25 protein-coding genes are annotated in these 25836 nt (G+C 54.3%); 21 read left to right on the top strand and 4 right to left on the bottom strand.

Annotation, left to right across the window (positions count from 1 at the left end; translation table 11 throughout):
- Positions 1-2: 2 nt before the first annotated feature.
- The 6 genes from IPN28_06360 to IPN28_06335 all read left to right on the top strand — a co-directional run bounded on the left by IPN28_06360 (position 3) and on the right by IPN28_06335 (position 4786).
- A complete protein-coding gene (locus IPN28_06360) occupies positions 3-440 on the top strand; it encodes a GxxExxY protein (GenBank protein QQS58434.1) in 438 nt (145 codons plus the stop codon).
- Between the two features lie 116 nt (positions 441-556).
- Positions 557-1459 (top strand): ornithine carbamoyltransferase, encoded by a 903-nt coding sequence (argF, locus tag IPN28_06355; GenBank protein QQS58433.1) that lies wholly within the window; start codon positions 557-559, stop codon positions 1457-1459.
- An 827-nt stretch (positions 1460-2286) separates the two neighbouring features.
- Entirely contained in the window at positions 2287-2547 is a 261-nt protein-coding gene (locus tag IPN28_06350) for a hypothetical protein (protein ID QQS58432.1), read from the top strand.
- A gap of 153 nt (positions 2548-2700) precedes the next feature.
- Entirely contained in the window at positions 2701-3954 is a 1254-nt protein-coding gene (locus IPN28_06345; GenBank protein ID QQS58431.1) for an argininosuccinate synthase, read from the top strand.
- Between the two features lie 27 nt (positions 3955-3981).
- A complete protein-coding gene (locus IPN28_06340; GenBank protein QQS58430.1) occupies positions 3982-4410 on the top strand; it encodes an acyl carrier protein in 429 nt (142 codons plus the stop codon).
- A gap of 91 nt (positions 4411-4501) precedes the next feature.
- Positions 4502-4786 carry a hypothetical protein gene (locus IPN28_06335; protein ID QQS58429.1) on the top strand — a complete coding sequence of 95 codons (285 nt, stop codon included), beginning with the start codon at positions 4502-4504 and terminating at the stop codon, positions 4784-4786.
- Positions 4787-4793: 7 nt separating this feature from the next.
- On the opposite strand, the gene IPN28_06330 is transcribed toward IPN28_06335, so the two are convergent.
- Positions 4794-5879: a hypothetical protein gene (locus IPN28_06330; protein ID QQS58428.1), complete on the bottom strand. Its 1086-nt coding sequence runs from the start codon at positions 5877-5879 to the stop codon at positions 4794-4796.
- Positions 5880-6069: 190 nt separating this feature from the next.
- Here IPN28_06330 and argH point away from each other — a divergent pair, with 190 nt between their 5' ends.
- From argH to IPN28_06305, 5 genes are read left to right on the top strand one after another with little or no spacing between them, the layout of a single operon-like run.
- Positions 6070-7356: an argininosuccinate lyase gene (gene argH, locus IPN28_06325; GenBank protein QQS58551.1), complete on the top strand. Its 1287-nt coding sequence runs from the start codon at positions 6070-6072 to the stop codon at positions 7354-7356.
- 9 nt (positions 7357-7365) lie between these two features.
- Complete coding sequence (locus tag IPN28_06320; GenBank protein QQS58427.1) at positions 7366-8130, top strand: hypothetical protein; 765 nt, start codon at positions 7366-7368, stop codon at positions 8128-8130.
- Between the two features lie 8 nt (positions 8131-8138).
- The gene (locus IPN28_06315) at positions 8139-8912 is read left to right on the top strand and encodes a hypothetical protein (protein ID QQS58426.1); all 774 of its coding nucleotides are present in this window, start codon (positions 8139-8141) and stop codon (positions 8910-8912) included.
- A gap of 37 nt (positions 8913-8949) precedes the next feature.
- Positions 8950-9726: a hypothetical protein gene (locus IPN28_06310; protein QQS58425.1), complete on the top strand. Its 777-nt coding sequence runs from the start codon at positions 8950-8952 to the stop codon at positions 9724-9726.
- 48 nt (positions 9727-9774) lie between these two features.
- Complete coding sequence (locus tag IPN28_06305; protein ID QQS58424.1) at positions 9775-11391, top strand: ABC transporter ATP-binding protein; 1617 nt, start codon at positions 9775-9777, stop codon at positions 11389-11391.
- Between the two features lie 3 nt (positions 11392-11394).
- On the opposite strand, the gene IPN28_06300 is transcribed toward IPN28_06305, so the two are convergent.
- A complete protein-coding gene (locus tag IPN28_06300; protein QQS58423.1) occupies positions 11395-12213 on the bottom strand; it encodes an alpha/beta fold hydrolase in 819 nt (272 codons plus the stop codon).
- A 298-nt stretch (positions 12214-12511) separates the two neighbouring features.
- Here IPN28_06300 and IPN28_06295 point away from each other — a divergent pair, with 298 nt between their 5' ends.
- Positions 12512-12718, top strand: coding sequence for a 30S ribosomal protein S21 (locus IPN28_06295; GenBank protein ID QQS58422.1), 207 nt, complete (start codon positions 12512-12514; stop codon positions 12716-12718).
- A 140-nt stretch (positions 12719-12858) separates the two neighbouring features.
- Positions 12859-14382 carry a hypothetical protein gene (locus IPN28_06290; protein QQS58421.1) on the top strand — a complete coding sequence of 508 codons (1524 nt, stop codon included), beginning with the start codon at positions 12859-12861 and terminating at the stop codon, positions 14380-14382.
- A gap of 22 nt (positions 14383-14404) precedes the next feature.
- Here the strand turns inward: IPN28_06290 and IPN28_06285 are convergent, their stop codons facing one another.
- A complete protein-coding gene (locus IPN28_06285; protein QQS58420.1) occupies positions 14405-16198 on the bottom strand; it encodes an aminopeptidase P family protein in 1794 nt (597 codons plus the stop codon).
- Positions 16199-16255: 57 nt separating this feature from the next.
- On the opposite strand from IPN28_06285, the gene IPN28_06280 reads away from it, so the two are divergent.
- A complete protein-coding gene (locus IPN28_06280) occupies positions 16256-17077 on the top strand; it encodes an AAA family ATPase (GenBank protein QQS58419.1) in 822 nt (273 codons plus the stop codon).
- 101 nt (positions 17078-17178) lie between these two features.
- Here the strand turns inward: IPN28_06280 and IPN28_06275 are convergent, their stop codons facing one another.
- Positions 17179-17451 (bottom strand): hypothetical protein, encoded by a 273-nt coding sequence (locus IPN28_06275; protein ID QQS58418.1) that lies wholly within the window; start codon positions 17449-17451, stop codon positions 17179-17181.
- Positions 17452-17788: 337 nt separating this feature from the next.
- Between IPN28_06275 and galU the strand changes: the two genes are divergently transcribed.
- The 7 genes from galU to IPN28_06240 all read left to right on the top strand — a co-directional run bounded on the left by galU (position 17789) and on the right by IPN28_06240 (position 25834).
- Positions 17789-18673, top strand: a complete 885-nt coding sequence (gene galU, locus IPN28_06270; protein QQS58417.1) for a UTP--glucose-1-phosphate uridylyltransferase GalU — start codon at positions 17789-17791, stop codon at positions 18671-18673.
- 26 nt (positions 18674-18699) lie between these two features.
- Positions 18700-20088, top strand: coding sequence for a phosphomannomutase/phosphoglucomutase (locus IPN28_06265; protein QQS58416.1), 1389 nt, complete (start codon positions 18700-18702; stop codon positions 20086-20088).
- Between the two features lie 45 nt (positions 20089-20133).
- The gene (locus tag IPN28_06260) at positions 20134-20775 is read left to right on the top strand and encodes a hypothetical protein (GenBank protein ID QQS58415.1); all 642 of its coding nucleotides are present in this window, start codon (positions 20134-20136) and stop codon (positions 20773-20775) included.
- Between the two features lie 153 nt (positions 20776-20928).
- Complete coding sequence (locus IPN28_06255) at positions 20929-23652, top strand: chemotaxis protein CheW (GenBank protein QQS58414.1); 2724 nt, start codon at positions 20929-20931, stop codon at positions 23650-23652.
- 41 nt (positions 23653-23693) lie between these two features.
- A complete protein-coding gene (locus tag IPN28_06250) occupies positions 23694-24161 on the top strand; it encodes a chemotaxis protein CheW (GenBank protein QQS58413.1) in 468 nt (155 codons plus the stop codon).
- Between the two features lie 129 nt (positions 24162-24290).
- Entirely contained in the window at positions 24291-24668 is a 378-nt protein-coding gene (locus IPN28_06245) for a response regulator (protein QQS58412.1), read from the top strand.
- A gap of 38 nt (positions 24669-24706) precedes the next feature.
- Entirely contained in the window at positions 24707-25834 is a 1128-nt protein-coding gene (locus tag IPN28_06240) for a chemotaxis response regulator protein-glutamate methylesterase (GenBank protein ID QQS58411.1), read from the top strand.
- Positions 25835-25836 lie beyond the last annotated feature (2 nt).

Raw genomic sequence — 25836 nt, 5'->3', positions numbered from 1 at the left:
TTATGAAACACAACGCACTCGAAGAACACAACGAAAACGAGATTAAAGCTGTTTTGGATCAGGACAGCCTTGAAAACGAAGTGTCTTCGAAAATTCTGGACAGTGCGTTTAAAATCCACCGTCTTTATGGGCCGGGCCTTCTGGAAAGCGCGTATGAGCATCTTTTGTGTTATGAACTCACTCAAGTTCAAGGACTTAAGACGGAACGCCAGAAAATACTGCCAATCAAACATGAAACCGTTCTGATTGATGCCGGTTACAGGCTTGATCTGGTTGTCGAGAATTGCGTGATTGTGGAGTTGAAATGCGTTGAAAAAATCCTACCTATCCATCAGGCGCAACTTATGACATATCTGCAACTGTCGGAGATCAGGCTGGGTTTGATCGTTAACTTCAATACCCGTATGCTGAAAGAGGGTATTAAAAGAATGGTGGTTTAAAACCGACGGAGGCAAAAATAAATTGGATCATTTTTTGCGTCTGCGGCGCTTTTGTGCGGGCTTTCGTTGTGAACGTAGTGGTCGTTGTGTTTAGTATAATAATAAAGGATTTTTAAATGAGCATCAGACATTTCATCAACCTCCCCGATATCGGGCCGGACACTCTCAAGGGTATTCTGGAGCACGCGCACGCCCTCAAGCGGGACAAATACAACCCGCCGCAGATCCTTGAGGGGCTGTCGCTGGTGATGGCGTTCGACAAGCGTTCCACGCGTACGCGTCTTTCCTTTGAGGTGGCTATGAAGCAGCTCGGCGGGCATACGATTGTCATGAATATGGGCGAGATGCAGATCGCCGGGTCCGAGACGGTGGAGGATACGGCCAAGGTTCTCTCACGCTTCGTCGATGCCGTGATGCTGCGGATGAGCAGCCATGAGCTGATGGAGGAACTGGCCGGCTGGGCAACGATTCCGATCATCAACGGGATGACGGATGAATCCCATCCTTGCCAGATCATGGCGGATTTGCTGACCATCGAGGAGAAGCTCGGCGCGATTGAGGGCAAGAAAATCGTGTGGTTCGGGGATTATAACAACGTGTGCAAGACCTTCGCGCAGGCGGCGCCGATTTTCGGGTTCGATCTTGTCATCTCCACCCCGCCGGACCTCAAACCCGCGAAGACCAGCGCGGACGTGACCTATCAGGAAGACGCCAAGGCGGCGGCGAAAGGCGCGGATGTCATCGTCACCGACACCTGGGTTTCGATGGGGCAGGAAGGCAAGTCGATTGATAAATTCATGCCGTATCAGGTGAATGCGGCGCTGATGGCGCAGGCGAAGGACGGGGCGATTTTCATGCATTGTATGCCCATCCACCAGAACGAGGAAGTGACGCCGGAGGTTTTGAAGACATCCGCCAGCGTAATCTATGACGAGGCGGAAAACCGCCTGCACGCGCAGAAGGCGATTCTGGCGTGGTGCCTTGAGGAAGCCGGAGTGAGGGTGAAGAAGAAAGGGTAGGAGGCGTTGCTGAAGATTGATTTCAAAAAAGTACTTCTTTGGACTTTTCTGACGTTCAGTTTTGGTCTGGTTTTTTTATCTGCCACTGGGCTCTGGGTTTGGTTTTCCTGGCCTCTTTTTGAAAATTACTATGGTTATCATTTTTTTGTAATCTGCCTGTTTTTGCTTTTTCAGGCTTTTTTGGATTTCAGATATACGAAATATTACGAAAAATTTTGCTGTTGTTTGTCTCTGTATTTGATTGTTGGAAATACTATCGTTTTTTGTAACTGGCTGCTCTCTCTCATACCTTCTGGTCCTCGCGATCATTTTACAGGCAGTTGCTTTCCCTTTGTGTATTATGTCTCTTCTCTTAAGTCAGATTGTCTTTATGAAGCCGTAAATTATTTTTGGTTTTTTACACTTGGAATTCCATTTTTTTCTTTTGGTCTAGTTTCATTGGGGTCAAGTTTTTTTATGGGCTTACTCTAAGATTTTTGGGACGACTTTCATTTTGGCGGTGACTACTATCTGAATATGGCTCCTTATCTGATAGGTTCCACACCCTTGCTTTTTGTTCTTTGGGCGGGCTTTCGATATGGGGTTACAAAATCAAGATTGGCGACGTGGTTCGTTCTCCTTTTGTATATATGTCAAGTGTTTTACAATGGTATGAACCTTTAATGAGTACCACCTAAAATTTCTCCTGTTTACTAAACTCATCACCATGAGAAAGACCTTAAGAACGGGCCCACATTGCCTTCTATACTTTTGCGATTTGTTTATAAATCACTCCCATGCAAAAGAAGAACATAGACAGAACAAAAACTCTGCTGTAGTCTTATTCCATGGGCGATAAGATTGATGACATCGTTATTCCTATCCTCCATAACATCCAAGGCGATGTTGCGGTGCTGAAGGCCGATGTTTCCGTTCTGAAGGAGGCGGTGCGGCGCATTGATTCACGCATTTCAACCATGGATTCCTTCATGGCCGGGTTTCACGGTTCCCTGCGCTGGCAGGGCGATGAGCTGGATCATCTGCGTGGGCGGATCGAGCGGCTTGAGGACAAGAACAAGCCCCCTCCCCCTGTGGATCCCGCCGACTGATTTGCCTCTTTCATACCGAAGGGATTTGGATTTGGATTTGGATTTGGATTTGGATTTGGATTTGGATTTGCTCTTCTGCTTTCCGCTTCACTTTTTAGCGGCGATGGCCTAAATAAGGGGCTGGTTTGAACTGAGATCAAGAGAGTTAAGATCATGGCAAAAAAAGGCAAAATCGTTCTCGCCTATTCGGGCGGGCTGGATACATCGGTCATTCTGAAATGGCTGATTGAGCAGGAATACGAGGTGATCGCCTTTATTGCCAATGTGGGGCAGGACGAGGATTTCAAGGCCGCAGAGGCCAAGGCGCTTAAGGTCGGCGCGTCGAAGGTGTATATCGAGGATCTGCGCGAGGAATTCGTCACCGATTACATCTTCCCGACTTTCAAATCGCAGGCGGTGTATGAGGGGCGTTACCTGCTTGGCACCTCGGTTGCGCGGCCCATCATCGCCAAGCATCAGATTAAAATTGCCGAGAAGGAGAATGCCGAATATGTCGCGCACGGGGCGACCGGAAAGGGTAACGATCAGGTGCGGTTCGAGCTGACGTATTACGCCCTCAAGCCGGATATCAAGGTCATCGCGCCGTGGAAGATGCCGGAATTTTTGACGCGCTTCCGGGGGCGCACGGATATGCTCAATTACGCGCAGCAATACGGCATACCCGTCACGGCCACGCACAAGAAGCCGTATTCCGAGGATGATAACCTGCTGCACATTTCCCACGAAGCGGGGATTCTGGAAGATCCCGGCGCGGCGTGCGATGAGGAGATTTATTCGCGCACCTCCCATCCTGACCAATGGCCGGATCAGGCCGAGACTGTGGTTTTGACGTTTGAAGAGGGTCTTCCGGTCAAAGTTGAAAACAAGGATGACGGCACAAAGAAAACAGGGGCGCTGGAGCTGTTCACCTATCTCAACACGGTCGGCAGCCGCCACGGGATCGGGCGGATGGACATGGTGGAGAACCGCTTCGTCGGTATCAAATCGCGCGGGGTTTATGAGACGCCGGGAGGGGAAATCCTGCGGCAGGCGCACCGCGACCTTGAAGGGCTCACGATGGATCGCGAAGTGATGAAGCTGCGCGACCTGATGGCGCTGAAGGTCGCCGAGCTGATCTATAACGGGTTCTGGTTCGCGCCGGAGTTCGAGTTGCTCATGCATTTCATGGACAAGGCGCAGGAGCCGGTGAACGGCGCGGTCACGGTGCAACTGTTCAAGGGCCGCGCCTATCCGGTCGCGCGCACCTCCCCCAACGCCCTCTACGACCCCAAGCAGTCTAGCATGGACGAGGAAGGCGGATATAATCAGGTGGACGCGCAAGGGTTCATCCGCATCAACGCCGTGCGCCTGCGGAATAACACGATCGTTCGGCGGAAGGCCAAGAAGAAGGGCAGCAAGGCGGCCTGAACCGTGTGCGCCTGAACGGTCAGGACGATGGGATATCTCCTCAAATTGGCGATCATCGCCGTTTTGGCACTGGTCATTATCTTTTTTGCCATCAAGTATGATGAAAGGAAGCGGAAGAGGCTTATTGAAAAGCTCTTTGAGGGGCGAACGCCTCTAAGCAAGGAAGAATTTTATAGAACTTTTTATAGCGAGACAGATATTGCCGAGAATGTCGTTGTTAAAGTTCTACAAATTCTTGAGGAATATTTGGATTGCGATTTCTCCCGGCTCCATCCCACGGACAGTTTTTCATCCAACCTTAAATTTTTTCTTTATGAGGACGAATGGGCCGGTGATGAAATCGTTTTGTCTCTGGAGCAGGACTTTTCCATCCAGATTTCGGGTGAAGAGGCAGAAAACGCCTATACAATCGACGATATTATACAACTGGTCTGGGCCAAGGTTCAGGCCGCCTAAATCGCTGTTTCCAGAGTTTTTCTTTGGCCCCGGCCCGTTTTTCCTTTAAACTGTTCTGAATAAACAAAAACTTATAGAACAGGACAGGATCATGAGCACCAACGGACACCACCACAGCCCGCTTCTTCACGTCACGCCTCTGGACGATCACGGCGGGCTGTCCTGCACGGACGATGCCACGGGGTTGCGGCTCAATTTGCGGCAGACCACCGGAGACAGTCTTGAGCAAGCCTTCCGGCATCAGGTCGGCGGCGAAGAGGCCGCCGCGCAAATCCGTGAGGTTCTGATGGGGGCGATGGAGGAGATCGGCGCGATCCTGCATGAGCGCGGGATTCATGCCGTGCGGATGCCACCCGAGCTTGAGCGGGATATGTAGGAATTTTTTAAGCCGGCTCGGTTTCGGGAGGCATCTGCATTCCCAAAACGGCGAGAGACAAATCATCGGTCTGCACGATGCAATTCATCGGCTTGCGCCCTGCCAAACGCAACTGGCCGCACAGATCAAATGCGACATCCGCGTTTTCAAGCACCTTGCGGTTATTGCGCCCTCTTTCCGCCATGTCGTGACGGATATCTTCAGGTGAAAAGTAATTGTCCAAGCCGGCTTCCGCCCAAAGGGAGGTCGAAAGAGCCCGGTTGTGCGGATCGCCGCGGAGATGGGTTAAAGTGTTGTCGTTTCTGGTCCTGTCGCGCCATGCGGCGATGATCTGAGCCTCTCCTTCTGGGTCCGACCCCATCGGCAAGTCCACGTAGACCCGATCACTCACGTCCATCAGCTTTCCGATCAGATCGAAATCGACAAATTCTATATTCGTGCGAAGTTTTTTATCCTGTTTCATCTGCAGAAGAGCGTTGCGCATAGTTTGGAGAGTGTCCGGGTCGGGATGTGTGACCCGAAGGAAATGATCATTATTTTTCTGCCTGTTTTCCGATACTCGAATTATGCCTTCCGTGAAGGCGGACACGATTCCTGCCTTGCTCACGCTGCCGATAACCAGAAGTTCCTCTCCCTTTTTCTGGCCGGAAAGATCGCGTGCGGACATTTCATGCCTTTGATACTTAAAGGCCGAGGCAATGTCGTTACGGATGAAATTCACATCCTCTCTTAACATTCCGATCAGACGTTGATAACCTTCCGCCTTGTCGGGGTGTTCGTCGTTGAAGCAGCGCCAGCCTTCGTCAAACTGGCTTTTCACATGTGTCTCGCCGAGGCGGTTGCTTTCGAATCCGGATAAAACGCGCAGCAGTGCGGAATAACCCTCCGCTCCCTTCAGAGTTTTAACCGCATCCCTATTTTCGGGATAAGGAAAATCTCTAAAATCATCCTCAGTCCCGTACCAGATCTGGCGGGCGCAACTGGCCGCGAAAGGAACAGCGGCCTGTTCCTTCCATGCCTGAATTTCAGGTGTTAAATGCTTTGAATGAAAGTCAATGACCATCAAGTCACCAACCATGACATCCTTACCCATTAGTCTCCGCCTACCTCAGCTAGCCTTGGTTTTCTCCCTAACTATAACCAATTTCCGATAATAAAAACAGCTTTTTAAACTGGCGCGGGGGTGTTAATTGAAGTAAAAAAATAATCGCTGGACTGTGCGTTAACTCCTTGAAATAGCGGCCTCTGCGATGAAAAAAAGCAAGAAAAATTCCTCCAACACCATGTGGGGCGGGCGGTTTGAGGACAAGCCGGATGCTCTTCTGGACCAGATCAACGCCTCGATTTCCATCGACCAGCGGCTCTGGCGGCAGGATATCGCCGGTTCGGTCGCGCATTGCGAAATGCTGGCGAAACAGGAGATTATTCCCAAGGCCGATGCCCAGAAAATCCTCAAGGGGCTTGCCCAAATCGAGAAGGAGATCGAAAGCGGTTCCTTCGTCTTCAAGACCGAGCTTGAGGACATTCATATGAACATCGAGTCGCGGCTGAAGGAGATTATCGGCGATGCTGCCGGAAAGCTGCACACCGCCCGGTCGCGGAACGACCAGGTCGCGACGGATTTCCGGTTGTGGGTGCGTGATGCCATCGACGATCTGTCGCTTTATATCACCGACCTCACCGACACGCTGAACGACCTTGCCGCCAAGCACAAGAAAGACCCGATGCCGGGTTTTACGCACCTGCAGGCGGCGCAGCCGATTACCCTTGCCCTGCATCTCGAAGCCTACGTACAAATGCTGGAGCGGGATCTCTCGCGGTTTGCGGATGGCCGCAAGCGGCTGAATGAATGCCCTCTCGGTTCGGCGGCGCTGGCGGGGACGCCCTACAAGATCGACCGGAAGATGACCGCGAAGGCGCTGGGCTTCGACCGCCCCACGGCCAGCACGATGGACGGGGTTTCGTCGCGCGATTTCGCCACCGAGTTCCTGTTCGCCTGCGTGCAGTGCGGGCTGAACCTCTCGCGGCTGGCGGAGGAGATTGTCCTGTGGTCCACACCGCAGTTCGGGTTTATCCGGCTCTCGGACACCTGGAGTACGGGCAGCTCGATCATGCCGCAGAAGAAAAACCCGGACGCGGCGGAACTGATCCGCGCCAAAACCGGGCGGCTGGGCGGTAATCTTAACAATCTGATGACTGTGCTGAAGGGGCTGCCGCTGGCGTACAATAAGGATTTGCAGGAAGACAAGGCGCCCGTGTTCGACTCGTTCGATACATTGGCTTTGTGCTTACAGGCCATGCGCGGGATGCTGGAGACCGCGACCTTTGATACGGCGCGGATGCTGGAGGCCGCCGAGGACGGGTATACCACGGCTACGCGGCTGGCGGACTGGCTGGTTATGGAGCTGGGGATTGCGTTCCGGGACGCGCACCATATCACCGGAACTATCGTAAAAATGGCGGAAAAGAAGGGCTGTAAACTGCATGAATTGGCGCTTTCCGATATGCAGTCCGTCGAGAAGCGGATTTCCAATAATATTTTTGCTGTTTTGCGGGTCAAAAAAGGCTAAAATTCGGCCATGCGGGATAAACAAGACGATGACATCGCCGCCGCCGTGCAAGAGGTGGCGCAGAATATACGGACTCTGGCTCGGGAGGTCGAACAGGGCCGGACGGCGCCTGTCGATGGGTTTGAGTATGTCAATGACTTTACCTATGACGTGCTGATTTCCACGCTAGCCAAGGCAAGACTTGCGACCCCCGAAGATGCCGGACGTGCGCCGACCGAGGATTTGCGTCAAAACGCCAATCCCCTGCTGGCGCCTATAGGGTTCACCATCGACGAGGTTTATGACGATGCCCGCAAGGGACGTCTGTTTGTCCTTAAAAGCGCCTGGGATGAAATGAAGGCCCATCCTGATTTTCCGAAGGATGCCTCGGCTCTCTATGACTCGCTTCATTATTCCTTTGAATTTCTTGGCTTGACGCCCGGATCGGAGCAAGCCCTGAGCGCTCTTGGCGCGACGAAGGAAGAGTTTCAGAAAATTGATAAATCCTATGCTCTGGCCGCCGCTTATGATTGCTTCAAGGATCATCACGTCGTCGCACAATTCCTTCATCAACCTCTCCTCCAACGCCGGCAGGACAAGGCGCTTTCTCCTTCTTTCGATGCCGCCGTCGAATATGTCGAGCGGTATATGCGCGGGATGCCGCAGGTCATTAATGATATCAATAGAATCATGAAGCAGTCGGGCCTCAACGATCAGGAAACGCAGTTCTATTTCGCCACGCGGATGGAGATGGAGGGTTACAACCCCGACGGGCCACCCGCTCCCGTTCAATAGAGGTTGCAATGCGCGAGCAGGATTACAGAACTTTGTTCGATGCCATCCATAAGGTCGCCCGGAACATCCGTTCACTGGCCGAGAGTATCGATTCCGGACACCCGGAAAATCTCAGCCCTTTTGAATATCTGCAGGATTATTCCTATGACGCGCTGATTTTTCCTCTCGCACAAGCCGGACTGGCCCATGCCGAGGATTCCCGTCAACCTCCTTCTCCTGTTTTGACAGAAAAGGTTAACCCCGTTCTTGCACCTTCGGGAACCGACATCCAGCAACTCTATCAGGATGCACGCAAGGGAAGTATTTTTATCGCCAAAAACTCCTGGGAGGGGCTAAATTCTTCCTATTACACTCCGGTCAAGGTTTCCGACGAATACCAGAGCCTGCATCATGCCCTGCATTTTTTGGGTATACGCCCTGGCTCCCCGGAAATGTGCGAACTTCTGGACACCACGCCCGAGGCGTTCCGCAGGATCGATAAATCCTACGCGCTGGCCGGTATTTACAATCACCTCCGCCATAAGCGCGGATTGCTGCAGATTGTCGCGGGGCAGCTTGCGCCGTCTGCCTCGGAGGATGGGGAAGTACGCCCCCGACCCAGTCTTGAAAACCGTCTGGAGGCCAGCTTTACCCGCGCCTCCAATCCTGTCGGCCTTGAGTTAAAGCGGCTGATGGAACCTTTCGGCCTGACCTTCAAGGAGGTCTCCGCTTATATCGTGACCCGGCTGGAAATGGAGGGGCAAATCCCCAAGGCGGAGAGCAGTCCGGGATATGTGCATTAATTTCTCTCTTTGTGCCGTTTATGCTTTAAAATAAACCATGACCAACGAGGAAAACGATCTTCTGATCAAGGCCGTGCATGAGGTGGCCGGAAATATCCGGTCGCTGGCTCAGAGGGCTGACGAAGGCCGTGCGGAGTCAGTGGATGTCCATGATTTTATCAATAACTCCCGTTATGAGATTCTTATTATGTTGCTGGCGCAAACCGGACTGGCCACGCCTGACGACACGATCGGCGCACCGACCGAAGACCTCAAACGCAAGGCCGATCCTGTGCTTTCCCCTGTCGGGCTGACCATTACACAAATTTACGCGGACGCCCGCAAGGGGGCGGCGTTCATGATGCAGCAGATCTGGGGGGCGATGAAAGACGCGCCCGAATATCCCGAAAACCCGAGGCCCGATTACGATCTTCTCCATTCGTGCATGACGTTTCTGGGTACCGAGCCCGGATCTGACGATCTTTGCGCCCTTCTTGACACCACACCGCAGAAGTTCAAGCGGACCGATAAGTCCTTCGCGCTTGCTTGCGCTTATGAATCTCTTCGCAGCAACCAGCATCTTGTAAGACTCTTCCAGGAACAGCAGGCCCAGATTCAGGCTGTCCGGCCGATGGGAATCGGCGCTCATTTCGCGGCGGCGCGGGATTTCAAGCAGCGCTACGACGAGGGGGCGGAGCAGGTCTTCAAAGATATCGCTGTCCTTATGAGGCGGTCGCAGATTCGGCACGAGGAAGTCAAATTTTATTTCCTTGCCCGGCTGCAACAGGATGGGGATGTGGTTCTCTACGCCGATCCACGCGAGCCATTGAATTAAGTCCCTATCTGCTCTTTTCTCCTTGCGTAAAAGATATATATTAGCCGGATGTTCGATCCTCTCCTGCAGATTCAAAATCTCAGCGTCGATTTCAAAACGCCCTCCGGCGCATTTAATGCCGTAAAAAACGTCAGCTTTACCATCGGCAAAGGGGAAACGGTCGCCGTCGTCGGTGAGAGCGGATCGGGGAAATCGGTGACCGCGCTTTCGGTCATGAAGCTCCTGCCCTATCCGCTGGCTTCGCACAGCGCGGAGAGCAAAATCCTTTTCAACGGCGAAGACCTGATCGCCAAGAAAGACGGCGCGATGTGCGCGATCAGAGGCCGGGAAATCGGGATGATCTTTCAGGAGCCTTTGACCGCGCTCAACCCGCTGCACACGATCGAGCGGCAGATCGGCGAAGTGCTGCGGATTCATCAGGGGATGAACGCCGCGCAGACGAAGGCGCGGATGCTGGAACTCATGGATATGGTCGGGCTTTCGAGTATGAAGGATCGGCTTGATTCCTATCCTCACCAGCTTTCCGGCGGGCAGCGGCAGCGGGTGATGATCGGGATGGCGCTGGCGAACAATCCGTCCCTGCTGATTGCCGATGAACCCACAACCGCGCTCGATGTCACCATTCAGGCGCAGATTCTTGAGCTACTGGAGGAACTCCAGACGCAACTGGGCATGGCGCTGATGCTGATTTCGCACGACCTGTCCGTCGTCCGCAAGATGGCGGATAAAATCTGCGTCATGAAAAGCGGCGAACTGGTCGAGGTGCAACCGACCGATGATTTATTTTCCAAGCCGCAACATTCCTATACAAAGAAACTTCTGGCGGCGCAGCCTTCGGGCCGGGTGAAGCCCGCCGATGCCGGTGCCCCTGCCCTGCTTGAGGGGCAGAACGTTAAAGTCTATTTCCCGCGGCGGAAAAGCTTTTTTGGAAAGCCGCTGGATTTCGTGAAGGCGGTGGATGATGTGAACGTCACTCTCAAGCGCGGGCATACGCTGGGCGTAGTCGGCGAGTCGGGATCAGGCAAGACGACGCTGGCGCTCGCGCTTTTGCGGATGCTGCCCAGTACGGGGACCATCGTTTTCGCGGGGCAGAATGTTTCGCCCCTCTCGCGCAAGCAGATGCGGCCCTTGCGCTCGAAAATGCAGATTGTGTTTCAGGATCCTTTCGGATCGCTCTCTCCGCGCATGAGCGTGGCGCAGATCATCGACGAGGGGCTGGCGCTGCACAAGCGTGACCTGTCCGACGAACAGCGTGACGTGCTGGTGATTGATGCGCTCAAGGACGTGCAGATGGACCCGGAGACGCGCCATCGCTACCCGCATGAATTCTCCGGCGGGCAGCGGCAGCGGATTGCGATTGCCCGCGCCCTTGTGCTGGCCCCGGATTTTGTGGTGCTGGACGAGCCGACCTCGGCGCTGGATGTCTCCGTGCAGGCGGAGATCGTTGATCTGCTGCGCGAGTTGCAGCAGAAACACGGGCTGTCCTATCTTTTTATCAGCCATGATCTGCGGGTGATCCGGGCGATGTGCCACGACGTTCTGGTCATGAAGGACGGCAAGATCGTGGAGGCCGGGACGGTGGAACAGATTTTTGAAAACCCGCGGCAGGATTATACCAAGACGCTGATCGACGCGGCGCTGAATCTTAAGGCGCGGGCGGGGTAGGCTTTACGCTTTCTCTAGGATCAGATCGGGTGCGAGGTCCACGCTGCGCTCCGCATCTGACCATTCGAAGGGGCGCCAGTTCGTTGGCGATACAGAAAGTCGTTCGGCGAGGACTTTCCAGACCTGCGTATTTACGACCATGCCGCAATGGGAGCCCGGAACCTGCACGTTCTCTGTCCGGGGATGGCTCTCTTCGGCCCACGGGTTTATGGCGGATTGCGGGGCGACTACTCCGTCCGCCGCGGAAAATAGAGAGGTGACCGCGACATCGGGTGGCCCCTCCTCCATATAGGCGCTCAGTTCCTCCACCAAATCACCGTCGTCCGGGTTGAGGATTTCATAGGCGCCGTATACGATGCGGTTGGTACCGCCCTGCATTCTTGCGGCGCCGAAGGGGCTGCCCATCGTGATCAGGCGGTCGATTTTGTCCGCGTGGCGGTAGGAGAGCAGGAGGGATTGAATCCCGCCGAGACTGTGGCCGATGACCGTGACTTTTTTCCCCAGATGCTTCTCCATGATCTGTGCCAGTCTGTCCTCCAGTTTTTCGATGGTGTGACTGTGGACGCCGAGATTGATGCCAATGTCGCCGTCGAAGGCGTCATGGCCTTGATCGTCCAGATGGCGGCGCAGGTTCCATGTGGAGATATCGTGCATGGCGAAGCCCTGCACCACCAGCACCGGCGATCCCGTCATTTCCTGGGTCCGCCCCCAGATCAGGGAGGGGAGCGTGTGCCGCACGGCGGAGCTGAACAGTTCCAGCGCTGTCCTGACGCCCTCAGTCGCCCCGTGGAACAGGTCAGGAGCCTCGATTTTTCGGGTCATATTGTTGCCGAATCCCTGTGAAATTTTGCTTTTTCTTGCCTTGAGTCTACACTGTTTTAAAGGCTTTTTTCCATTCCCGTCTGCGCTGCGGTGCATCAAAAAATGCCGACTCCCGAACGGATTACCTGTGACAGTGCGGCGGATAGAGGCTAAAAAGCCGCATCAGCCAAAGATTTTGCTTTTTTTTTGGCTCCGGTAATGTTAAGACCTTGGCAACCGTGAATGGATTAAGATAGCTATTCGAGTGATTTAGTGGCCTTTTGGCCTGTTTTTAACAGATTTTAAGGAGAGATGACCTTTGGTAACCGTAACCGTCAAGGATAATAACGTCGATCAGGCGCTGCGCGTCCTCAAGAAGAAAATGCAGCGCGAAGGCCTGTTCCGCGAGATGAAGCTCCGCAAAAATTACGAAAAACCGTCCGAAAAGAAGGCCCGCGAGAAGGCCGAGGCTGTGCGCCGTTTCCGCAAGATGGAACGCAAGAAGCGCCAGCGCGACGGTCATTAGGATCGGGCTTTGAGATTTTTGAGGAAAACTGCCAATTTAGCGTTGGCAGTTTTTTGTTAGGTCTGGGATTATTTTCGAATGGCTGCGCTCCACCAGTACGTTTTACTGTAGGCGCTTAATTTTTGATCTGGGAGATATAAATGCGTGGTAACGGTAAGATCTTCTATTTGAGAATATTTTTTCTCCTGATCTCTATTTTCACGTTTGCAGCCGTTACTGCGTTTGCAAAGAAGGAAAAAGTGCGTTGGGAATATCATAAATCTGTTTCCGGTGCGTTTGATGCCCGTTTTCCCTCCAATTATAAAATAAAGTCAAGCCCGCTGAGGGTTGACGACGAGACTGTGCTTTTCAGAGTCGAGGTCACCTCAGAGATTGAAGATGAAGACAATCCTGAAGCTCCGAAGAGAAACTACTCAATTAAAGTTGACCAAACTTTGGGTGAAGTCATAGGAAGCTCAAAAATAGAGGACCTTTTGAACCGGGATGTTTTTAAGTTTAAGAAAGCGACGAAAGCCTTAGGTGCTAAGCTAGAATCTCAGCAAGATGTTAATATTGATGGATTTATTGGCAAGGAGTTTATGTTCAGTTTTACCGAGAATGGTGCTGAACAAGGCCTGCGCGTTAAGGTCATGTATACTGATGTATCCAGGGTAGAAGCTGTTTTGGCTGGCCCGCAACCGTCGATGTACTCCTTCAAGGCCAACGAGTTTTTTAATTCCCTGAAACTTTATGACGGTAACGCTAGGATCCCAGGCAAGATCGGCGAAGGATGGGCGGAGTATGTGTCGCCTTTAGGTATTTTTACCCTGGTCCTCCCCGATGAAAAGAACACTTATGCACTCGGCGCCCCTAAGTTTGTGAAAGAAGAAAAAAGGGAGCAAGGGCGGTTTTCTTTTAAGGATCCTGTGTTGGGGCACCGCACTTTTTTTAACTTTTTCGGATATCAAATACAGCAAGAAAAAAATTTCGGTGACGTTAAGGTCTTGCTTCACGCCGAGCACGTCTCCAAGTATCTGCCTAATTTCAGGCTTGAGGATTTGAAGTTTGACGAGCGGATGGCTACTGACGGCTCTCATGGGATACTCTCTACCAAGATCAGGCTTCGTGGTCTTGAAAAATACCCTTATGTAACCGCTGTTATTATCCAAGCCTTATTCAACAAGGACGGTATCGTCGTTTTGGAGTATATGGGATCTCTTGCCCAAGTGGATGCCCCTCTTGGAAAGACCTTGTTTTCACTTGTAAAATTTCATCCTGAGAAAAGCTACCAAAAGCCAGAGACATCATCTTCACAGGGAATGTCTTCATCCGTTGCCCCAGCAGAAGAAACTCTTGAGGATGCTGATCGGGATCAAGATGATGAGGATTCATCGGCCGATGCCGATAGTGTTGATGGAGAGGGGAATAAAGGCCCATCCAAGAGTGATGACAGTGCCATTATAGAAGAAGACAAACAGACACTTAAAGCCACTATCAAGCTGGGCGAACCTCAGTCGGCTGAGAATGCGGACCCTGAGCATTCGTCCGAACCAAATATGGATTCTGTCTCCGCCGAACCTGCTAAAGGCCCCAAAGACCCTGCTGTAGCTCCTCCTGCTGAAAAGGCTCCGGTGCCTGCACCCAGAGTAAGTCATCCTAAGGATCAAACCAAAGTTTTGCCTTAGATAGTTTTGCGGAGCGGCGGGTTTACTGGAGAAAAAACGCCGTCTGCTTCTTGAGCCATTTCTGCATTTCGGGGCGCAGGAGGGGACCGATGGTTTCCTCAATATCCAGATAATAACCGCGCAGCCATGAGAGTTCGTCGGCGGTGAGGATTTCCTTTTCGATCAGTTTCTGATCGTAGGGGACGAGGGTCATGGACTTAAAGCCGAGGAGGTTCTTGCCGCCCTCCTCCTCCTTTTCAAGGCGCACGAGCATAATGTTCTCGATGCGGATGCCGTAGGAGCCCTTGAGATAATATCCCGGCTCATTGGTGAGCAGCATTCCCACTTCCAGTTTTTCCTTACCTCGCGGGGAAATGGAGGCCGGGCCTTCGTGAACGCCGAGATAGCAGCCGACGCCGTGGCCTGTGCCATGGGCATAATCCAGTCCGGCGTCCCAGAGATGCTGGCGGGCAAGGGCGTCGATCTGCAAGCCCGTCGTGCCTTCGGGGAACTTCGCCTTGGACAGAGCGACGTGGCCCTTGAGGACCAGCGTGTAGTGCCGCTTCATCTCCGGCGTCGGGGGGCCGATGGCCACCGTACGGGTGATGTCGGTCGTGCCCCACATATACTGGCCGCCGCAATCGATCAGCAGCAGGCCGGGCGGGGTAATCTGTTTGTTCGTTTCCGGCGTGGCGCGATAGTGGATGATCGCGCCGTTGTCCGCATATCCCGCGATGGTGGCGAAGCTCGGCCCCTGATAGCCGAACTGCTGGGCGCGGAGCATCTGGATGCGTTCGTCGATATAGATTTCCGTCATGCGGCCCTTGTGGGCTTCGGTGTCGATTTCCTGCAAGAGCTGGATCATGGCTATCGCGTCACGGATATGCGCCTGCCTGACCGCCTCGATCTCGGTTTCGCTCTTGATCGCTTTCAGGCGTTCGATGGGGTCTTTCTCGCCGACGATCTGTGCGCCTGAAGCTTTCAGCGTTTCCTCGAACCAAAGCGCCGATTTTTCGCGGTCGAGCATGACCTTACGGCCTGAAAGCTGCGCGAGGCGGGCGGGCATTTCCTCTCTGGGGATGACGCGCACGGCTTCGCCCAGATGCTGGCGCACGTTCGGCGTCACCTTGCGCGGATCAATAAACCAGTCGAGCGATCCGTCGGCGTAAAGCATCGCAAAAGACAGAAGCGAGGGCGTGTAGAGCATATCGCGCCCGCGCACGTTCAGCAGCCAGCAGACCGAATCCGTCATGGTGATGAGACAGGAATCCGCGCCCTTTTCGTGCATGATGGCAGCAATTTTTTCGCGTTTCTGCAAGGAATTCATCCCCGCCACCTCGTCGGGGAAGAGTTCCGCCGGATTCATCGGCTGGCCGGGGCGGTTGGGCCAGAGCGCGTCCACCATATTTGGGCTGACCGGAACCAGCGTAGCCTTACCGTCCAGTTTTTTTCTCAGGGCTTCGATCTGGTTTGCGGTGTGCAGCCAGGGATCGAAGCCGATCCTCTGCCCCTGCCCGGTATTTTTCTCCAGCCAGTCGGCCGGGGTTGTCTTCGTGCTGTCCGCCGTTTCAAAGAGGGCGAGATTGACCTCCTGCTCCAGTTGGATCGTATAGCGGCCGTCGCTCATGACCACGGCCTTAGACCTTAAGATGACCGCCGTGCCCGCGCTGCCGGTAAAACCAGTCAGGAATTTCAGGCGCTCGGCATAGGCCGCCAGAAATTCATTCTGGTATTCGTCGGTACGCGGCACGATATAGCCGTCCAGACCGAATTCCTGAATCTTTGCACGAAAAGCGGCCAGCCTGTCTTGAACTTGTAATGCGTTTTCTGTCATCATCCCTCTTACAGGTGTTGTGGCATAATATTACGGTTCCTTCCACTCAAGACACAAGATATGGCGCATATAATTGTTTTCGGAAACGAAAAGGGCGGGTCGGGCAAATCGACCGCCGCCATGCATACGGCGGTGGCCCTGCTGCGGCTGGGGTATAAGGTCGGGAGCCTTGATCTCGATGCGCGGCAGGGGACGTTCACGCGCTATCTCAAGAAGCGATTCGATTTCATCACATCCACACGCGACCCCCTGCCCAGCCCGTCCCATATGGCGATTCCGCGAAGCGAGGCGGATACTGTGCTCGAACAACGGGCGGAAGAGCAGGAATTTTTAGGAATGGCTCTGGCCGAGCTGGGTGCCACACATCATTTCATCGTCATCGACACGCCGGGGACGGACAGTTTCCTCAGCCGCCTTGCCCACAGCCATGCCGACACGCTGATTACGCCGATGAACGACAGTTTCGTGGACCTCGATCTTCTGGCGGATATCGACCCGGATACCCTGACGGTTCGTGCGCCGTCGATCTACACGAAGATGGTGCAGGATCAGCGCAACCAGCGCAAACTGCGTGACGGAGGCAGCATCGACTGGATTGTTATGCGTAATCGCCTGGCCTCTTTGAATGCCCGCAACAAGCAGGATGTCGGGAAAATCCTTGAATCGCTGACCGAACCTTACGGATTCCGAATCGCTCCCGGTTTTCACGAACGGGTGATTTTTAAAGAATTATTCCTGAAAGGGCTGACCCTTCTGGATCTCAAGGAAAGCCCTGAGCATCCGCTGACACTCTCGCAGGTTTCAGCGCGGCAGGAGGTTCGCAAGCTGCTCGTGGAGCTTGGGCCGGAGAAGCTTCAGGGGCGGGTGCGGCCTCTTTCGTGACTCATACCGCCAAAATTTTATTCAATTAGACGGACACACAAAGATGTTTTTTTAAAACACAAAGACCACAACGATCACAACGATTTTTATACTTTAGTCTTTCATTTTTTTATTTTCCGAGCAATCGCGTCTAATGTCTGCAAAGCCTGAAAGCGAGCCGTTTCACGCATCTGTGTATTGAACTCGTCTTCAGAATCGCCTTTTGCAGGTCCGCTCATATTTAAGGTATCTTCAATATATGCGTTCATGGCTGCTAGCAGCTTTTCAGGATCAGGAGAAGACATAAGGGCAGTCCGTATGGCTATATTTGCCAGAAGGCTTGCCGCCAGCGCCTCTCCGCGAATAGTTGCGATTCTCTTCTCAAGTGTATTCATCGTTTTCTCCATAGGTATTATAATTCTGCATAGCCAGAGAATATCATTTGCTGCGAAGGTGTAACAGGTCGCTAACTGCAAGACCTTATAATCATTGAGTATGACAGAATCTGCCTATCTTTGTGATCGTCGTGAGCGTTGTGTTTTAAATAAATATTGGCGGTTCTTTTATCCTGCGTTCTTGTATTTTCCCTTACCAAAGCAGTGACGAGCGTAAAGTGCTTCGCGGCATGGCGATTGCATCCCCTTTTCCGCCTTTCCTTGCGGACGCTTGCATCGCCTGCTCCGGCGTGGCAAGTATTAACGCGACTTCAAAAAAAGTGAGAACGGTTGAGTCATGAGTCAAAAAACTGAAATACGCCCCGTCAAAAAAGCCGTGTTCCCCGTCGCGGGGCTGGGGACACGATTCCTTCCCGCCACGAAAGCCATGCCGAAGGAGATGCTGACCATCTGCGACCGGCCCTTGATCCAGCACGTCGTCGAGGAAGCGCGGGAAGCGGGGATCGAGGATTTCATCTTCATCACCGGGCGGCACAAGGAATTGCTGGAGGAGCATTTCGATTACCAGCCGGAACTTGAGGATACGCTGGAATCCCGCAATAAGTCGGACCTGCTGAAAAAAGTGCGCGAGTCGGAAATTCCGGCGGGGCGTCTGTTCTGCACCCGCCAGCCCAAGCCGCTGGGCCTCGGGCACGCCGTGTGGTGTGCGGCCAAGATGATCGGGGATGAGCCGTTCGCCGTCCTGCTGCCCGATGTTCTGATGAAGGGATCGCAATCGTGCCTGAAAGAGATGGTCGATGTTTACAATCAGACCGGAGGAAACCTGATCGCCGTCGAGGAGGTTCCCCGCGAGGAGACGAATAAATACGGGATCATCGATACCAAGGATCAGAGTCTTGCCCTGATGCCCGTGGACGGGTTGGTCGAAAAGCCGGAGCCGGCGAAGGCGCCCTCCACGCTTTCCGTTGTCGGGCGGTATATTTTTCAGCCGGAGCTGTTCGGGTATCTCAGCGCGTTCGAAACGGGCGCGGGCGGGGAAATTCAGTTGACCGATGCCATGGCCAAGCTGATCGGCAAGCAGCCGTTCAACGCCATGCGTTTTAGCGGCAAAAGCTATGATTGCGGCAGCCGTTTGGGATTCATCGAGGCGAATATCGCCTATGGGTTGAGCGATCCCGAAATTGGCAAGGGCGTCAAGGATATGCTTAAGCGCTATACGTAAGTGCAAAGGCCGCTTATACTCGCGGCATGAACGGTTACGTCTTTGCCCCCACGATCCTGCGCGAATACGACATCCGCGGGCAGGTCGGGAAAAATCTCAGTTCGAACGATGCCTTGGCCCTCGGACGGGCGTTCGGCACATATTTATCGCGTTCCGGCGGGAAGGCCGTCTGCGTCGGTATGGACGGACGGCACAGCTCCCCTGCCCTTGCCGAGGCGCTGATCGCAGGACTGATGGAGAGCGGGATGGATGTTAATTTCATCGGGCTTGGCCCTTCTCCGCTGCTGTATTTTTCCGTCAAGCACCTGAAGGCCGATGCCGGAATCATGGTGACTGGTTCCCATAATCCTCCCGATTATAACGGTTTTAAAATGACGCTGCAGGACGGCCCGGTATTCGGCGACAAAATCCAGCAGATCGGACGGATCGCGGCGGAAGGAATGTTTGCCTGCGGAACGGGGCGTCGAACCGAGATCGACCTGCGGGCCGATTATATCCGGCGGCTGGTGCAGGATCTCAAGCTGGCACGCTCCATGACCATCGCGTGGGACGCCGGAAACGGGGCCAACGGCGAAGTCCTCAAGATGCTGACCCACCGGATTCCGGGGACGCACATCCTGCTTTATCCCGAGATCGACGGGAGTTTCCCCAACCATCACCCCGACCCGACCGTCGATGCCAACCTTGAAGATCTGCAGAAGGCGGTAAAGGAGAATGGCTGCGCTCTCGGGATCGCCTTTGACGGGGATGGCGACCGGATCGGCGTGGTGGACGAACACGGCGCGGTCCTGCGTTGCGATACGCTGCTGGCGCTTTATGCACGGGAGGTTTTGCAAAATCATCCCGGTGCGCCGGTCATCGGCGATGTCAAATGCTCGCAAATTCTGTTCGACGAGATTGCCCGGCTGGGCGGGCAACCCGTGATGTGGAAAACCGGACATTCCGTCATCAAGGATAAAATGATCGAAATGAAAGCGCCGCTGGCGGGGGAACTGAGCGGGCATATCTTTTTCGCCGATACCTATTACGGTTACGATGATGCCTTGTATTGCGCGGTGCGGCTGCTCAATGCGTTGTCCGAGACCGATGGCGGGCTTTCGGGCCTGACCGCCTCCCTTCCCCAGCTGTTCAATACGCCCGAGGTGCGTTTCGAGGTGGACGAGGCGGAGAAGTTTGCGCTCGTCCCCCGCGTGCTTGAAAACCTTAAACTCAGGAACGATAAAGGGATTGACCTCAATACCCTTGATGGCATCCGGGTGACGACGGCGGACGGGTGGTGGCTGCTGCGCCCCTCCAACACGCAGAACGTCCTGGTGGCGCGGGCGGAAAGCACAAGCGCCGAGGGGCTTCAGCGCCTGAAAAATATGCTTACCGGGGAAGTAAAAAAAATCGGATACACTCTGGCCTTTGGCTAGCGAATCGGTTTCACTGTTGAGACTGTTTTCTTAAGTTTATGGTGCATGATGAAACCGAATGACTGCGTGAAAATCATTGAATTGATGGCCTCCAAGGTTTGCCACGACCTTATCAGCCCGATCGGGGCGGTTTCCAACGGGATCGAGTTTTTGGAAGATGCCGGAGAGGAGATGGACGGCGAGGCCATCAAGCTGATTGCCTTCAGCGCCGGACAGGCTTCGGCAAAACTGAAGGTCTTTCGTCTGGCCTACGGCGCGGGAGGGAGCGATTCCTCGATCAAGCCCGAAGACGTGCATAAGTCCTTCGGCGACTATATCGCGGGGGACGGGCGGATCAAGCAGGATTGGGATCCCCACGCTCCGCTGGGCCTAAACGATGCTCCGGCTGGATTGTGTAAAATTATCATGTGTCTGCTGCTGGTATTGATCGACACCCTGCCCAAGGGCGGAACCGTGCGGGTTTTTGACGGCGGAGACGGCTCCGTTCATTTCAAATCCACGGGCGATCACGCCGGATTCCGCGAGGGATACCGCGAGGCTCTCACAGGCTCGGCAAAGACGCATAATCTTGAACCCAAAACCATCCATCCCGCCCTTACGCACCTGCTGGCCGCGCATTACGGCTATTCTATCCACGTCCTTCCAAGCCCCGAAGGATCAATTCTCTTGAGCTTACGCGCCGCTTGAGTATCCTGTCTTAGGGAAATCTTTTTCCCTGCCTACGTCTGTATTCCTCACAGGTTTTTTTCCCTATTCTGCCTTTATGCTGCGTTTCCTTCATTTCCTGCGTTATTTTCTATCGAATGATTTTTTTTCCGCGTGTGACCGGGGATTGTGCTTATGGATGACCTGATTGCCGAGTTTCTGACCGAAACCAATGAGAGTCTTAACGAGCTTGACCTCGACCTCGTCAATCTTGAGCAAAATCCTAACGACAAGGCGCTGTTGGGAAAAATCTTCCGCCTCATGCACACGATCAAGGGAACGTGCGGGTTTTTGAGTCTGCCGCGCCTTGAGAAAACCGCGCACCATGCTGAAAACGTGCTGGGGCGTTTCCGCGACGGGGATCTTGAGGTCACGCCCGAATATGTCACGCTCATTTTCGAGTCCATCGACCGCATTAAGTTTATCATCGGAAAAATCGAGGAAACCGGCAAAGAGCCTGAGGGCAGCGATGCCGATCTGATCGCCAAGCTGGATGCCGCCTATGAAGGCAAGGGCATCGCCGCTGCTGCGCCTCCCCCTCCTCCGCCACCGCCCAAAGCGCAGGAACCTGTTGCCGTTGATTCCGTTCCGGGTTCTGTTTCCATCGAAGAACTGGAGGCCGCATTTCTGGCCGCTCCCGGCCCTGCAGAGTTTGCGCCCAAACCCGCTGCCGCCGCTCCACCGCCCCCCCCTCCGCCAGCAACTGCGGCCAAATCCAACACCTCCGGCGATGAGTCCGGTTCGGGCAACAAGGAAAGCGCTCTGGCGGCTCAGACTTTGCGCGTCAATGTCGATGTGCTGGAGAACCTGATGACGATGGTCAGCGAACTGGTGCTGACCCGCAACCAGCTGTTGCAAATTCTCCGCAGCAATGCTGAAAGCGAATTCACGACTCCCCTGCAACGGCTTAATCATGTGGTTTCCGACCTGCAGGAAGGGGTTATGAAAACGCGGATGCAGCCGATTGGTAACGCCTGGCAAAAGCTGCCCCGTATCATCCGTGACCTGAGCATGGAACTGGGCAAGAAGATCGACCTTGAAATGCGCGGGCAGGAGACCGAACTGGATCGGCAAGTCCTTGAGATGATCAAAGACCCGCTGACGCACATGGTGCGGAATTCAGGCGATCACGGGATCGAGAAGCCCGCGGACCGGGCTGCTGCCGGGAAGCCCGAGACGGGGAAGATCCTGCTGGAAGCCTTCCATGAGGGCGGGCATATCCTGATCAAGATTTCTGATGACGGCAAAGGTCTGCCTATGGACAAGATCAAGGCCAAGATCGTCGCCAACGGGTTGGCGACGCCCGAGGAATTGGCGGGTATGTCTACACAGCAGCTCCAGCAATATATCTTCAAGGCCGGGTTTTCGACGGCTGAGAAAGTTACCTCCGTCTCCGGGCGTGGGGTGGGCATGGATGTTGTGCGGACGAACATCGAGAAGATCGGGGGTTCGGTCGAACTGGCGTCCATCGAGGGCAAGGGATCGGTCTTTACGATCAAAATCCCGCTGACACTGGCGATCGTGTCCGCCCTGATCGTTGAATCCGGCAGTGAGCGGTTTGCGATCCCGCAGCTTTCCGTGCGGGAACTGGTCATGATTTCCGCACAGGGTGACAACCGCATCGAGTATGTTCATAACGCCCCGGTTTTCCGCTTGCGTGAGCGGCTTCTTCCTCTCATCTCCCTCAACGAGATTCTTCGCCTGAATGAAGACTCCCCTTCGGCATCCGCTGAACGCCGGACTCGCGGGTATATCGTCGTGACGCAGGTCGGCAGCTATGAGTTTGGCATCATCGTGGACCGCGTGTTCGATACCGAGGAAATCGTGGTCAAGCCGGTCTGCAAACTGCTGCAAGGGTTGACGCTCTTTTCTGGCAACACCATTCTGGGCGATGGCAGCGTGATTATGATCCTCGATCCGAATGGGATTGCGGATACGACGGGAGCGATGTCCGGCACCGAGAAGGACGCCGCTGAAGCCGAGAAGTCGGTTTTCGTACCGGATTCGGCCAAGAAGACCTCCCTTCTTCTGTTCCGTGCCCATGACGAGGCGCCCAAGGCCGTGCCGCTTTCCCTCGTGGCGCGGCTTGAGAATGTCCGGCTGGACAGGGTCGAGTATTCCGGCGGGCACATGATGGTGCAGTACCGCGATACCCTGATGCCGCTTATTCCGTTCTCGCCGGCCATGACGGTGGCAAGAGAAGGCGAAAAACCCGTGCTGGTGTTTTCTGAAAAGGGCCGCTCGATGGGGCTGATCGTCGATCAGATTATCGACATCACCGAGCAGCATATCGACATCCAGATCGGGTCCAGCGCTTCGGGCCTGCTCGGCAGCGCGATCATCAACGGCAAAGCGACGGACGTCATCGACCTCGCCCATTTCCTGAACAGCATTGACCGGAACTGGTTCAAGGATCATGGCGATGAGGATTTCGAATCCGCAGCCGCCGCCCCGGTCAGGAAAAAGCGCAGTGTCCTTCTGGTTGATGACAGCCCGTTTTTCCGCAATATGCTTACTCCGCTTCTGAGTATGGCGGGGTACGACGTGACCACGCTTGACAGTCCGGTTGAGGCTCTCAAGCTTTGTGAGAGCGGCGCGACCTTCGATGTCATCATCAGCGATATCGAAATGCCGGAGATGGATGGATTCGAGTTTGCGCTCAGGGTCCGGGAAAGCAGCCGTTGGCAGAACGTGCCTATGGTCGCGCTTTCGTCTCACGCCACACCGCAGGATATCGACCGCGGGATGAAGGTCGGGTTCAACGATTATGTCGCCAAGTTCGACCGCGATACCCTTTTGAATTCACTTACGGAAACGATGTCTCATACGCGCTCTGCCCTGAAGGTGGTGTCCGCGTGAATGTGCGTTTAAACTCCTATATCTTATCTTGAGAGCAGGCCATGACGAGTAAAGCAGATACTAAACACGGGGGACAAACCACAGAGTATTTGACGGTCATGATCGCCGATCAGAAATTCGGCATCCCCGTCCTGCAGATTCAGGATGTGCTGCGGGAGCAAAAGGTCACCCGTATCCCGCTTGCCTCCCCAGAAGTCGTCGGCTCCCTGAACCTGCGGGGGCGGATCGTCACGGCGATCGATGTTCGGAAGCGGCTGAATGTTGCTATAGTTCCCGGTTCGCGCAGCATGAGCGTGGTCGTGGAGCGCAATCAGGAACTCTACAGCCTGATTATCGATAAAGTCGGGGATGTTCTCAGCCTGGACGAGTCCCGGATCGAAAAAAACCCCGGCACCCTTTCCCCCCAGTGGAAGGACATCTCCAGCGGGGTGTGTCAGCTTGAAAGCGAGCTTTTGATTATCATGGACGTGGCAAGACTTCTGGACTCCATCCAGACCCAGGCGGCCTGAGCATATTTTACGAAATACCGACACTTTTCTCTTAACAAAGAAATAACGAATAGACGTTACATTAGGAGCGGAAGAGTTGTTGCGTTATTCTCAATCATATTTTTTACGATTTTTTTTGGGGCGTTTATCATGAAAACCTGCCTTATCGTTGACGACAGCCGCGTGGTGCGGAAGGTGGCCAGCCGCATCGTGCAAGATCTCGGTTTTGAGTGCCGGGAGGCCGAGGACGGCCAGAAGGCTTACGAATCCTGTCAAACCGCCATGCCGGACGCGATCATCCTCGACTGGAATATGCCGGTGATGAGCGGGATCGAGTTTCTTGAAAAACTGCGCCAGATGTCCAACGGTGGCCACCCCAAGGTGGTGTTCTGCACCACCGAAAACGACATGGCACATATCCAGCGGGCGATGCAGGCGGGGGCGAACGAATACATCATGAAGCCCTTTGACAGCGAAATCATCGAATCCAAATTCCAGCAAGTCGGCCTGATTGAAGCAAAAAGCTAACCCTCTCCTCTACTTAACATAAGGCTATTACCGTTCTCATGGATCCCTCCTCAGAACCCAGCAGCGCGGATTTCGTGTCAGTCGTCCTGGTGGACGATTCGAGTGCCATACGCGGAATTCTGAGACGGATTCTGGAATCCGATCCGCAGATCAAGATCGTTGCCTCGGTTTCAAACGGCGAAATGGCAGTTGCTGCGGCCCAGAGCCGCAAGCCGGATATCATGATCCTGGATATCGAAATGCCGGTTATGGACGGGCTGAGCGCCTTGCCCGGCGTTATGAAGGAGTCCCCCGGCACCAAGGTCATCATGTGTTCCAGCTTGACCGAAAAGGGCGCTAGTGTAACCATGAAGGCCATGGCGCTGGGCGCGGTCGAATGTATCGTGAAACCCAGCAGTGCGCTGGATACAGGGCCGGAGTCGGCTTTTCAGAAAAACCTCTTCACCCTGATCAAATCACTTAAACCCCTGCGTCCGCTGCGGGACAAGGCTCCCGAATCCGCCCCCAGTTCCTCTCTTTCCGGGGTGCAGAAAAAAGATCTTCATGCTGGCGAGGCGGTTTCCTTCAAGTTGCGCGATGACAGCACGGCCTATAAGGGCAAGCCGCGGATCATCGCCATCGGCAGTTCCACCGGCGGGCCGCAGGCGCTGTTCACGGTGATCAAGAATCTCAAGGGTCTGGATATGCCGATCGTCGTGACCCAGCATATGCCGGAAACTTTTACAAAGACCCTGACCGAGCATATCCAGATGCAGACAGGCATTCCGAGCTTCGAGGCTCTGGATGATATGCTTCTTGAGAAGGGCAAGGTTTACGTTGCCCGCGGGGGGCGGCATATGCTGTTCGAAGCCCGCGATACGAACACGGTCATCAAGCTCGGCGATGGGGCGCCAGAAAATTTCTGCAAGCCGGCGGTCGATCCGATGCTTCGTTCACTGGTCAATATTTTTGGGCCGAAAATCCTAAGCGTTATTCTGACTGGCATGGGGCAGGACGGGTTGATCGGCGCCCGAATGCTTGTTGAAAAGGGCGGACGCGTTATTGCACAGGACAAGGAAACCAGCGTAGTTTGGGGAATGCCGGGAGCCGTGGCGGTGAACGGACTTTGCTCGGCTGTGCTGCCGCTGAATGACATCGGGCCGTGGGTCCGCAGAGCGGCGACCTAGAG

The sequence above is a fragment of the Alphaproteobacteria bacterium genome, from assembly GCA_016699735.1.
Classification (GTDB): Bacteria; Pseudomonadota; Alphaproteobacteria; order Micavibrionales; family Micavibrionaceae; genus JAGNKE01.
The sequence above is the reverse complement of the archived record's forward strand: the minus strand, read 5'-3'. Positions and strand labels throughout refer to the sequence as shown.